Raw genomic sequence first — 12,031 nt, forward strand, 5'->3', positions numbered from 1 at the left:
ATGAGTCGACTAGTTGCTTGGCTGGAAGATTATATTTTGCCTTTAGCAAATAAATTAGGGCAAACTCATTGGCTGGTAGCATTAAGGGATGCATTTGTTTCCGTAATGCCGATCACTATTGCAGGTTCAGTGGCCGTCCTGATTAAGAGCTTGATTGCTGCTGCCAAAACCGAATTAGGCTGGAAAGCTTTTGCCTGGGCAATGCAGCCTCTTTCTTTAGTTTGCAACGTTGTCTGGCGGGGGACATTTGCCTTATTTGCGCTCTTTTTGTCAATGTCTTTAGGTTATCATTTAGCTAAAAGCATGGAAGTTGATCCGGTTGCTGGTGCAATTGTTTCATTATCATCTTTAGCAATGAGCATCGCCAATTTAACCAAACTTAAAGTTAATGGCAAAATTATCCCCGTTCACAAAGCTTTTAATATCTCTCAATTTTCAACTACGGGAATTTTTACCGCCATTTTATTTGGAACAATTGGCGTAACAATTTTTGCAATTTGCTTTAGAGCGCGAATCAAGCTTCACCTGTCCGCCAATTTGCCTTATGCGGAACAAATGGCTTTTGATTCACTTGTTCCTGCTATCATTGCCATTTTCTGTGTTGGTATGATTAACTTTGTTTTTCAGACAATTACGGGCACTTTCTTTGGCAATTGGCTCCTTAATTCAATTCAAATTCCACTGGTAAAATTAGGCCAAGGCTTTGGCATGGTAATGCTTGTGACCTTGTTAGTGCAAATTTTCAGCTTTTTTGGTTTTAATGGCCTAAGCGTTTGGGCACCGATTTTAGACTCAATCTGGCTGACTGCACAAAATGTCAATGTTACCGCTGCTCGCGCGGGAAAAGAAGCGCCTTTTATTTGGGTTCGGGGTTCATTCGATGCTTTTGCCTGGTTCGGTGGAGCAGGTGGTACATTAATGTTGATTGTAGCTATTCTGCTTTTTTCAAAACGCAGTGATTATCGCACGATTGCCAAAGTTGCGCTGGCTCCAGGAATTTTTAATATCAATGAGCCAATTATTTTTGGGTTACCCGTGGTGCTCAATCCTGTGTACTTTATCCCATTTGTGCTTGCACCGCTAGTTAACGTAGCTTTTGCCTATGGTGTAAGTATGATGAACTTAGTTAATCCTGTGCAAGTGGCGGTACCGACAGTGGTACCACCAATTATTGGGCCATTTTTAGCATGCAATTATGATTGGCGTGCAATTGTACTATCTATTATTAACATGTTAATAGCTTTGGCAATTTGGACGCCATTTGTTTTTGCGGCTGATAAAATCGCTGATTCTAACACGCCACAACCATATTTTACCCGTCAATATTAATTACTAAAAAAATTGGCTTTTAGCGCTCAAATTTGGTAAAGTTAATTTATTGCGACCCTGTAGTTTATCTGGATAGAACAATGGTCTCCTAAACCGTAGAGGTGAGTTCGAATCTCACCGGGGTCATAGATACATCAGTGATTACTGATATTTGTTGTATAACTTTGAGCTCAGTTGTTAACTGACTTATCAAAGTTATTTTTTTATATCACAAGTAGTGAAAATAGTATCACGATAATAGAGTCTACTATTAACTGTAATCAACAACATTTAAAAAGTCTGACTATCAATAAGACAATCAGACTAAAGTTTGAAAAATTTGTTATTTAAGTTAATATAAAAATTTATATTCTTGTTTGAGAAATAAAGATAAATTAAAATGTCAGATCTAGATAAAATATGCAAATGATTTAAGATAAATGATGATAATAAAAGCTAACCTGGAGTGTTCGGATTATCATGACCATAGGAATTTTTTAGATTAATGCGGCCATTTCTTTTTTGACTAATTAGTTCGGTTTTTTCTTTTTTAGCCAAATTTTTAGCGTATTCCAAAGCATCAGCCTTGCGCTCAAAGACTTTAGAAACTTTGTCACTCCCGGCAATTTTGACAGCCCATTTATCACCGTGAGTAGTAACCCAAACATTTTTAGTGACTTCTTCTTTACTCATAATTTATTCACCTCTTTTCAAAACAATTATACAGCGAATTAAAGGTAGATGTGAAAGAATACACATTTTAATTTATATTATTTATTAAGTATCATTCTGCTAGTCTAAAATTAGGACATAAAAACCTGATAAAGTGAAATCATGAATTACATGACTGAACTATCAGCTTTTTTATAACTTTTTTAAAATACCTAAATATTAAATCAGCTTAAATTTAAAGCACCTATTTTATCACCATGACTGACATTGGTGTTAGATACTCTGTCTATGCTTTTAAGTTTTTCCATATTGGTAATAACTATTATTATTTCAGTAGATTTTCCAGCTTTAATTATTTGATCAATATCCATCGTTCCAATTTCATCACCGGCAGATATGTGTTCTCCCTCATGCACTAAGATATTGAAAGGAGCACCTTTCAGCTCAACCGTATCAATTCCTAAATGTAAGAGAACTTGAATTCCACCATCAGTGCTAAATGTAATTGCATGTTTAGTGGGAAAGACAGAAAGTACGGTTCCGCTGATAGGGGAAAAAAGTTTATTTTCAGTGGGCTTAATGGCAAAGCCATCACCCATTATTTTTGTTGAAAAGACTTCATCCGGAACAGAAGAAAGTGGAATTAATTCACCCGTCACAGGAGCTTGAATATTAATTTTTTTTGTAAATATTTTTTTAAATAAACTTACCATTTTTAAACCTTTACTGATACATTGTTTGCCATACATCAGCCATTCTTGTCATGGCTTCTTCAATAACAGCGTGTGAAGTTCCTAAATTTAATCTCAAAAAGTTGTCTGCATTAGCAACATAGTCATCACCAATGCCCACTACAACCCCGGCTTTTTCTGCCATTACTTGTGCAATTGTATGCATATCTATTCCACTTGCGGAAATGTCAACCCAAGGTAAGTACGAAGATTCCATATCCATCATTTTCCAGCCAGGAAAAGAACTGGCAATCGCTTCTTGAGTAATTTTAAGATTTTCCTTGATATAAGCGGTACATTGCTTTAACCACTCATCACACTCTTCATAAGCAGTGACCATAGCCACTTGACCCGGTACATTTGGCGATGTTACTGAATTTCGCGCATATTGTTGCCGAAATTGCTCACGGATCTTAGGATTGGGAATTATGGAATATGAAAGTTTTAAACCACCCAAATTAAATGCTTTATTAGGTGATGTAAACATTACCAAATTATCAAGATACTGCTTGTCTAATTGTAAAGAGCTGGTAAATGGGCCCTTCATTATTTGTTCAGAGTGAACTTCGTCTGAAACTAATAAAACATTGTATTTCTGGCAAAGTTGTGCCATATGAGTAATTTCATCTTTACTCCAGACTCTGCCTGAAGGGTTATGAGGATTACAGAAAAAGGTTAGTTTTGGGTGCTTTTCTTTCATTTCATACTCAATTTTTTCCCAATCAAGGTAATATCTGTTATTAATGTTTTTTAAAGGAACACAAATTACCTTTCTATCATTGTGTTCTGCAGCGTAGGCAAAAGGGCCATAGACTGGGGTGTTTAATAAAATGGAATCAGTCGGTTTGAGTAAGGCCTGAACAATAATATGCATATTCGGTACAGTGCCGTAGCCTAAGCTAATCCAATCATGTTCTACATGATTATTATGCTTTTTAAGTTGCCAATTAATTACACTTTGGTACCAGCGTTCTGTAGAGTAGGTATAGCCATAAGCCCCATTATTTGCGACTTTGGCTAAAGATTTTCTAATTTCAGGTGCTGCTTTAAAATCCATGTCTGCAATCCAAAGTGGAATAAAATCATCCCTGACTTTGGGGAACTTGCTGTGAACAATTTTATTATCCCATTTTCGTGCATTATCAATAGTTCTGTCTGCTAACGAATCAAAATCATATTTTCCCATTTTTCTCCTCATTAAGCCGTTATGCCGTTATTCATTAATTTTTCTACACCGTCTTTAACACTTTGTACTTGAGCCCCATAAACTACTTGGACAGATTTTTCTGCCTTCATAACTGCAAGTGCACCAGATTGTTTAAGTTTGTCTTCATCTATTTTAGACGGATCATTTACTTCTAGTCTGAGCCGGGTGACGCAATTATCAAGAGAAACAATATTGCTTTGACCACCAAGGGCCTCTAAGATGACTTGGGGATCATAAATACCATTATTCTGGGTCATTACAACGTCACCTTCGCCTTCACGACCAGGCGTTTTAACATTGTATTTTAAAATGTACCAGCGGAAGAAGAAGAAGTATATTGCAAACCAGATTAGTCCAATTGGAATTAAAACCCACCATTTGGAGTTAGGTTGAAGCCAGCCAAACAGAATCCAGTCTAATACACCACCATCAGTGTTACCCATACATGCTCCAGCAATCATCATTACTGAAAGTGATAAGCCTTGTAAAATAGTGTGAAATACGTATAGCATTGGTGCTATAAATAGAAACAGGTATTCCGTCGGTTCAGAAATTCCAGAAACAAAGGCTATTAGGGTAGCTGAAAGAAGTAGGCCTTTGATTCTATTGCGATTTTCTGGTTTGGCAGTGACATAAATTGCCAAACAAATAGCTGGTAAACCAAACATGAATGTTGGCATGAATCCTTGTGAAAGGAAGGCTGTTGCTTTGTGAGAAATTGGTACTCCTGCATTTAGTTGTGCATAAAAGATGTTTAATGCCCCTGTTACAACTTTACCTTTAACAATTGCTGTACCGCCGGCATCTGTAAATCTAATCATTGCAAGTAAAATGTGGTGTAAACCCATTAGTTTTAAAATGGAAAGGGCGATACCGTATAGAAATGGACCAAAGACTCCTGCATTTTGAATTAAGTGTCCCAAAGCGACAATTCCACTTTGAAAAGTCGGCCAGATAAAAGGGATGATTAAACCAACAAAAGACTCGACTATTACTGAGATAATTGGTACAAATCTGATTCCGCCGAAGAACGAGAAGGCGTCGGGTAATTTGATCTCCTGATATTTTTCAAGTAAATAATAAGTGATCAAACCAACCACGATACCACCTAAGACACCCATTTCCAGACTTTGGATTCCTAAAACGCTAGCTTGGCCCATTGCCTGCATTTTGCTAGCTGGAGCAAGCTTATGTTGCTGCCCCAGCATAAAATTAATTCCCATGTTCATGGAAATATATCCAGCTAGAGCTGCTATGGCACCAACCCCTTTATTTCTTTTGGCCAAGCCAAAAGGCAAAGCCATAGCAAACATTACAGGAAGATAGGTGAAGCCAAAACTGCCCACAGTATTTATAAAGGTAAAAATAACGTTAACAATATGATTTTGCAAAAAAGAAAATCTTGCCATCATTGGTGGAGCCGTAAAGGCACTACCAATTCCCACTAGAATCCCCATTGCAGATAATGTAGCAATTGGGAACATAAACGATTTTCCTAAATCTTGCAAGAAAGCATAAACTCTGGTTTTCATGCTTTCCTTTTTGATAGGTTGTTCCATATAATTTCCTTTCTCAATATTTGATAAAAAAATACCCAACAACTGTACACAAAAATGTACTAGTTATTGGGTATTGCCTATTTAAAGTAACAAGCCCGTATTTAATTAAGAAGTAACATGAATAATATGAATTAGTAAATATAAGCGATCCGAATCAGAAAAGTTGTAATTAAGCTTGTCTTGTAAATAATAAACAACTTCATTTAAACAACTTGCTGCTTTACGATTATGCTGGCAAAGCAATTTCAGTAGATCCGAATCATTCTGGTTTTCATTTTCACTTTTATTATTTTTACTATTAGTTCTGAGAATCAAATAGTGTAGATGGTTCATCAAACGACTAACAGCAATACTATTTTCAGAAAATTTCTGACCAAACTTTGCTTCAATTATATTATTTACCCCATTTGAAATTTCCATAAAATTGGAAAAGTTTTTAATGGAGCTATCTGATTGTTGGATTTTGTATTCAACAAGATGAATAGCAATAAAACCTGCTTCATCATCAGATAAGGAGACACCTGAAACTTGCTCGATTAGACTGACAGCTTGTTTACCAACCTTGTATTCTTGTGAAAAAAAGCGCTTAATATCGAACAACATGGGATTAGAAAGCTCCAAACCCATATCGTAGCGCTTTACTGCGAAGAAGATGTGGTCTGTTAAAGGAATTAAAAGGTGTTCATCAAAGTTAGCATCGATTTCTTCCCTAGCAAGCTGAATTATTTTTTCAGTTAGTTCAAAATATTTTCGTGGTACTTCTTCAGAAAGTTTTTTGAAAGAAGCTAGCCACTTATCGTCATCAGATATGGCAGAAAAGACTTTATCTTGAGATTTTAATTTGTAATTTTCCCCCGCGTGAGCTTTAAAGCCAATACCGCGACCCCATATTATCTTCTGTTTACCTCCATCTTCCACGAGTATCACATTATTATTCAATACTTGTGAAATTAGCAAAGTAATCTCCTAATTTTAAAATAGCAGATTCGTCAATCCTATATTTTTTCGTAAACGTTTACAAGATGAATTCTAAAAAATAATTATTGGTTTGTCAAGCTCTATTATCAATTTCGGCAATATAATCATATTATACAATTATATGTTATTTAATATATAGTTGACTTTTCAACTTCTACTTGAATTCGTTAGGTAATAAAGCTATTAATCAGCTACTTATTATGCTTAAAAGCCATTATAGAAATCATTAATTTAATTACAATTCTTGCAAATTTTATTTCTTAATCTAGGGGCCAGTTCCAAATTTTAACGATGAGTAATCCAATTATTAAAAATAGCAAAAGAGATACCCCTAATAAAATTTTTCTGGTTTTAGATTTATTTCTCTTATCAAAACTGAAGACAAAGCAAAAAGTTGCCACAACAATTAGCAGCCCAGTAATTAGTAATAGTTTAAATCCATGTGCCATTTTTTCACCAGCCTTAGTTACTTGTTATTTATTAAACCATAATTAACTTGTTTTTATGTAGTTAATATATTAATATAAGATAGAACATGGAGGACTTTATGAAAACAATTAAAGTGATGACTGTTTTTGGTACCAGACCAGAAGCTATAAAGATGGCGCCTTTGGTCCAGAAACTAAAGCAAGATGAGCGATTTGAAGAAGTCACGGTTGTAACGGCGCAGCACCGGGAGATGCTGGATCAGGTGCTTAACATTTTTAAAATTCAGCCCGACTATGACTTTAATATTATGAAGAAAAACCAATCTTTAGAAGGCATAACAGCTAAAGTTTTGGTTGATATGACTAAGGTGTTGAAAGAGGTCAAACCAGATATTGTTTTAGTTCACGGAGATACAACTACTACTTTTGCTGCTAGTTTGGCTAGCTTTTACCTTCAATGTCCTTTGGGCCATGTTGAGGCTGGTCTGAGAACGTGGAATAAGTACTCACCATTTCCTGAAGAAATGAACCGGCAAATGACTGACGATTTGACTGATCTTTATTTTGCCCCAACTAAAGTAAGTAAGCAAAATCTAATTAAAGAGAATCATCATTCAGAAAATATCTTTATTACCGGCAATACTGCCATTGATGCTCTAGCAGAAACAGTGCAGGATGATTATCATCATGAAGTATTGGATTTAATTAAACCGGGTAATAAAATAATTCTGGTAACCATGCACAGACGGGAAAATCAGGGCGAGCCAATGAGACGAGTTTTCAAAGTTATGAAACAAGTTGTTGACAGTCACGATAATGTCGAAATAATCTATCCGGTCCACCTTTCCCCGAGAGTACAAAAAGTGGCCCACGAAATTTTAGGCAATGACCCCAGAATTCATTTAATTGCACCTTTAGACGTGGTTGATTTTCACAATTTAGCTAAATTGAGCTACTTTATTATGACAGACTCCGGTGGGGTGCAAGAAGAAGCACCTGCCTTAAACAAGCCGGTTTTAGTTTTGCGGGATACTACGGAACGGCCCGAAGGTGTCGAGGCGGGAACACTTAAATTAGTAGGAACACAAGTCGACCAGGTCAAAAAAGCAATGCTGGAATTACTTGAAAATAAAGCAGTTTATGAGCAAATGGCCCAGGCAAGAAATCCTTATGGTGATGGTCATGCTTCTGAAAGAATAATGGATGATATTGCTTATTACTTTTCGCAACATAAAGGTGCAAGACCAGCAGACTTTAAATAAGCCAAATAAAAAAGCCAGGAAAATTATTTCTTGGCTTTATTTCTTGCTTTTTTCTTTACGAGCCTTAATTTTCTCTTTAGCTCGCGCAATCATTGTTGTTTCTTGCGCCTGAAAAACCGATCTGGTAGTGAGGTAATTGAAAACACCAACCAAAATTTGGTCAACTATTTTTACTAAGAGGGCATCTAAATGAAGCCAGGACAGTCCTACCAGCATTATTAAGCTGTCTGGAATAAGACTAATGATTCTGTAAGTAAAAAAGACCAGCAATTTTTGCCAGGTTGAATGTTCCACATCAACATTATTAATAAATACGGCTTTTTGATTAAATACAAAAGAAGCCAGGTTTGAAACTATAAACGCGATCGTATTAGAAACTAAGACAGCGCTATGCCACCACTTATGCAACACCATAAAAACAATAGTATTAATAAGAGCTGCAATAAAGCCAAATACCATATAAACAAATAAGTTGCGGTGTCTTTTAACTAGGTTTTGTGCTAAATGATGAATTTTGGGGTCAGACATTGAGTCAAATTTTTGCGAATCCAATTTTTTGTTCTTAGCCATTTAGTCGATCAGCCATTTCCTTAGCTGCATTATCAATTGCGGCGATAGCATCATCGTCTGGGGCATTTTCAATTGTTACAGGCTTAGTAACTTCTTTAGCACCCACCTGCTTGAACATTTTTTCAAAGTCAAAAACATTTTCACAAAAATGACCAGTATATACTTTATCTCCGCTTCCCATCACCGCAAAATATTTTCCAGATAAATCTATGTCTTTCAATTGGTCGTAAAAATCAGCAATTTCGTCAGTCATGGTGCCTTCACCATAAGTATAGGTGACAAAAACACACAAATCAGCCGCCAAATAGTCACTCGCATCGGTAAATTCGGCTTCGCTGCTTTCAACCTCAAAACCATAATCTTGGAGATCTTCTTCCAGTATATCTGCCATATCAGCATCATTACCTGTCATACTTGCATAGACAATTCTAGCCTTCATTTTGCTCATACCTTTCACACAAAACTGATTCACCAAAACATTATACCTAATTTTGTGCATTTAATGAAATTCTTTAGTAAAGTTTTAAAAAACGCTATAATGTAATCAAATATCATTTTACAGAGGGGAATTTAAATTTGATTACGATTAAATCTGTTAGAGAACTAAAGGGTATGCAAGCTTCAGGTCGACTATTGGCATCAATGTTTGAAGGCTTGCGGGATGTGATTAAACCTGGAATTACTACTTGGGTCATTGAAGAATTTTGCCAGGATTTTGTCAAAAGCCGTGGTGGTCGCTTGTCAGAGCAGGGGTTTGAAGGCTACAAATACGGTACCTGTATTTCCGTTAATGATCAGATTGCCCACGCTACTCCGCGTAAGGACACCATTTTAAAGGAGGGTGACTTGGTCAAGGTTGATGTTACCTGCAATTTAAACGGCTTTGAAACAGATTCTTGTACTACTTACCCGGTAGGCAAAATTTCTCAAGCAGATCAGGATTTAATGGAAACTACCAAAAAGGCTATGTATTTAGGTATCGACCAAGCAGTCTTAGGAAACCGCATTGGAGATATCGGAGCAGCAATACAACATTTTGTAGAAGATGAACATCACTATGGTGACGTTAAAGAATTAGTCGGTCACGGTATTCAACCAAGTATTCACGAGGATCCGGAAGTACCACATTGGGGTAAAGCTGGACACGGATTAAGATTGCGTGAAGGGATGACTATTACTTGTGAACCAATGGTCGAAGCCGGTGGGGACTGGCGCATTATTGAAAAAAGTGTCCCGGATCCTAAGGATGACTGGGTATTTTACGCTACTCCTGATGGTTCAAAGTCAGCACAGTTTGAGCATACATTTGCCATTACAAAAGATGGTCCTAAGATTTTGACTTTACAAAAGCCATATGACGGCTACGAAAAATATTTACCACATTTTGACGAAATGGATGATTAAAGTGCATGGGTAAAAAAGCTGAGGCAATCAGGAAACGCTCTTTTTTATTTTATAAAACTGTCTCTGCGAAATTTTCTCAGGGAGAAGTTTTAACCAGTGCGATAGCGATTGCATACTATATTTTATTTTCCATATTTCCTTTTATAATCATTATCGGAAATATTTTGCCTTTATTTCATATTGATACTAATCCCATAGCCAGCTACTTAAAGTTAATTTTTCCGGATAAAATTGCTAAATTTATCATGCCGATAATTAACTCATTGCTAAAAAGCAAATCAACTGGGTACATTTCATTTGGTATTATCTTGGCGTTATGGTCTGTGTCTTCGTTGGTAAACGCTATTAGAATCGGTATGAACCGAATATATGGCGTGCGCGCTGTTGAATTAAGACAAAAATGGCAGATTACTGTCTGGACACGTTCGATTACCATTATGTTAACCAACATAATGATTATTGTTTTTGCGCTACTCAATTTAACGCTTATTTTTGGTCAACAAGTTTTAGAATTTTTACGGCCAATATTTTCCTTTTCTGTTGGTGAAATTGAAAAAATATTCAGTTACCGTTATCCGGTCATCTTTATTACCATGATCGGCTCTTTGTATTATCTGAATTCTTTTTTACCCAATATTAGATTGAAGAAAAAGGTTATTTGGCCTGGCGTTTTTACTACCTTATTGGGCTGGATTGTATTGTCTTGGCTTTTTAGCTTTTACTTGCATCATTTTCGTATCAGCTGGGAAAACTACGGGATTATTGGTACTTTTATCATTTTCATGTTGTGGCTGAATATTTCATCAATTCTCTTTTTACTGGGGACTTGTGTGAATGCTGCAATTGCGACCATGAAATACGGAGAGGTGCATTACTCAGTCGGGCACTTAGCAGAATATATTCAAAGAAAGCGCAATCGGTAAAAATTGGCACAATGGGCTTTATTTTGGTATATTAGTTTTATGTTTTATAGAAAGTGTAAAAGGTATGAAAGTTAGAAAAGCAATTATTCCCGCAGCAGGCCTTGGTACGAGGTTTATGCCGGTAACTAAGGCAATGCCTAAGGAAATGTTGCCTATCGTAGACAAACCTACAATCCAATTCATTGTTGAAGAAGCCAAAAAGTCCGGTATTGAGGATATCTTGATTGTCACTGGTAAAAATAAGCGGCCTATTGAAGATCATTTTGATTCAAATCCTGAACTTGAACAGAATTTACAGGAAAAGGGTAAAACTGGCCTGCTCAAAATGTCGCAAGAAATTACTCACCTGGGAATTAACATATACTATACGCGTCAGCCATATCCTGCTGGGTTAGGTGACGCGATTGCTCGTGGCCGCAGTTTTGTGGGTAATGAACCATTTGTGGTAATGCTCGGTGATGACTTGATGATGGATAAAGTGCCCTTAACTAAGCAACTGATTGATCGCTATAATGAAACAAGTGCTTCTACAGTTGCTGTTATGCCAGTGCCTCATAAAGAGGTTTATAAATATGGCATAATAGAGCCTGATACTGAGATCAAGCCTGGCTTGATTAACGTTAAGTCTTTTGTAGAAAAGCCGGCAATTGATCAGGCACCAAGTGATTATGCAATTATTGGCCGCTATCTTTTAACTCCAGAAATTTTTCCGATTCTGGCGGAGCAAAAGCCCGATAAGAGTGGTGAAATCCAATTAACAGATGCTATTAACACTATGAATAAAACTCAAAGAGTACTTGCCCATGTTTTTAACGGCGATCGCTACGATGTTGGTAATAAGTTAAGTTACCTTGAAACTTCGATTATTTACGGTCTAAAACATCCCGAAACTAAAGACGCTCTGCGTAAATATATTATTAACTTAGGTAAAAAATTGGCAGAACAATCACCAAAATAGCCAATTAACATTTTTAACAATTATAAAAGCC

The 12,031-nt window shown here is 36.4% G+C and carries 12 protein-coding genes and 1 tRNA gene; 6 read left to right on the forward strand and 7 right to left on the reverse strand.

Translation table 11 applies throughout. The annotated features are described in order from the left end of the window. The gene (locus tag H3R29_RS06360; RefSeq protein ID WP_198202821.1) at window positions 1-1,329 is read left to right on the forward strand and encodes a PTS sugar transporter subunit IIC; all 1,329 of its coding nucleotides are present in this window, start codon (window positions 1-3) and stop codon (window positions 1,327-1,329) included. Window positions 1,330-1,382: 53 nt separating this feature from the next. Next, a tRNA-Arg gene (locus tag H3R29_RS06365) sits at window positions 1,383-1,455 on the forward strand. Between the two features lie 309 nt (window positions 1,456-1,764). On the opposite strand, the gene H3R29_RS06370 is transcribed toward H3R29_RS06365, so the two are convergent. The 5 genes from H3R29_RS06370 to H3R29_RS06390 all read right to left on the reverse strand — a co-directional run bounded on the left by H3R29_RS06370 (window position 1,765) and on the right by H3R29_RS06390 (window position 6,434). Further along, entirely contained in the window at window positions 1,765-2,001 is a 237-nt protein-coding gene (locus tag H3R29_RS06370) for a DUF2188 domain-containing protein (RefSeq protein ID WP_046324549.1), read from the reverse strand. 203 nt (window positions 2,002-2,204) lie between these two features. Further along, window positions 2,205-2,693 carry a PTS glucose transporter subunit IIA gene (locus tag H3R29_RS06375; protein ID WP_198202822.1) on the reverse strand — a complete coding sequence of 163 codons (489 nt, stop codon included), beginning with the start codon at window positions 2,691-2,693 and terminating at the stop codon, window positions 2,205-2,207. Window positions 2,694-2,703: 10 nt separating this feature from the next. Further along, window positions 2,704-3,897, reverse strand: a complete 1,194-nt coding sequence (locus H3R29_RS06380; protein ID WP_198202823.1) for a MalY/PatB family protein — start codon at window positions 3,895-3,897, stop codon at window positions 2,704-2,706. Between the two features lie 11 nt (window positions 3,898-3,908). Then, window positions 3,909-5,477 carry a PTS transporter subunit EIIC gene (locus H3R29_RS06385; RefSeq protein WP_198202824.1) on the reverse strand — a complete coding sequence of 523 codons (1,569 nt, stop codon included), beginning with the start codon at window positions 5,475-5,477 and terminating at the stop codon, window positions 3,909-3,911. A gap of 105 nt (window positions 5,478-5,582) precedes the next feature. Next, window positions 5,583-6,434, reverse strand: coding sequence for a PRD domain-containing protein (locus tag H3R29_RS06390; RefSeq protein ID WP_198202825.1), 852 nt, complete (start codon window positions 6,432-6,434; stop codon window positions 5,583-5,585). Window positions 6,435-7,002: 568 nt separating this feature from the next. On the opposite strand from H3R29_RS06390, the gene wecB reads away from it, so the two are divergent. Continuing rightward, window positions 7,003-8,145, forward strand: coding sequence for a non-hydrolyzing UDP-N-acetylglucosamine 2-epimerase (gene wecB / locus H3R29_RS06395; protein WP_110445821.1), 1,143 nt, complete (start codon window positions 7,003-7,005; stop codon window positions 8,143-8,145). 36 nt (window positions 8,146-8,181) lie between these two features. On the opposite strand, the gene H3R29_RS06400 is transcribed toward wecB, so the two are convergent. Together H3R29_RS06400 and H3R29_RS06405 are read right to left on the reverse strand one after the other, a co-directional pair. Beyond that, window positions 8,182-8,715 carry a GtrA family protein gene (locus tag H3R29_RS06400; RefSeq protein WP_198202826.1) on the reverse strand — a complete coding sequence of 178 codons (534 nt, stop codon included), beginning with the start codon at window positions 8,713-8,715 and terminating at the stop codon, window positions 8,182-8,184. Continuing rightward, window positions 8,708-9,154 carry a flavodoxin gene (locus H3R29_RS06405; RefSeq protein WP_198202827.1) on the reverse strand — a complete coding sequence of 149 codons (447 nt, stop codon included), beginning with the start codon at window positions 9,152-9,154 and terminating at the stop codon, window positions 8,708-8,710. Before H3R29_RS06405 ends, H3R29_RS06400 begins: the two co-directional genes overlap by 8 nt. A gap of 137 nt (window positions 9,155-9,291) precedes the next feature. Between H3R29_RS06405 and map the strand changes: the two genes are divergently transcribed. The 3 genes from map to galU all read left to right on the forward strand — a co-directional run bounded on the left by map (window position 9,292) and on the right by galU (window position 12,000). Next, window positions 9,292-10,119, forward strand: a complete 828-nt coding sequence (gene map, locus H3R29_RS06410; protein ID WP_046324557.1) for a type I methionyl aminopeptidase — start codon at window positions 9,292-9,294, stop codon at window positions 10,117-10,119. Window positions 10,120-10,124: 5 nt separating this feature from the next. Then, window positions 10,125-11,042 carry a YihY/virulence factor BrkB family protein gene (locus tag H3R29_RS06415; protein ID WP_198202828.1) on the forward strand — a complete coding sequence of 306 codons (918 nt, stop codon included), beginning with the start codon at window positions 10,125-10,127 and terminating at the stop codon, window positions 11,040-11,042. Between the two features lie 64 nt (window positions 11,043-11,106). Beyond that, window positions 11,107-12,000 (forward strand): UTP--glucose-1-phosphate uridylyltransferase GalU, encoded by an 894-nt coding sequence (galU, locus tag H3R29_RS06420; RefSeq protein ID WP_174795288.1) that lies wholly within the window; start codon window positions 11,107-11,109, stop codon window positions 11,998-12,000. The last annotated feature ends 31 nt before the right edge of the window (window positions 12,001-12,031 follow it).

This window comes from Lactobacillus sp. M0393, from assembly GCF_016102025.1.
Lineage (GTDB): Bacteria > Bacillota > Bacilli > Lactobacillales > Lactobacillaceae > Lactobacillus > Lactobacillus melliventris.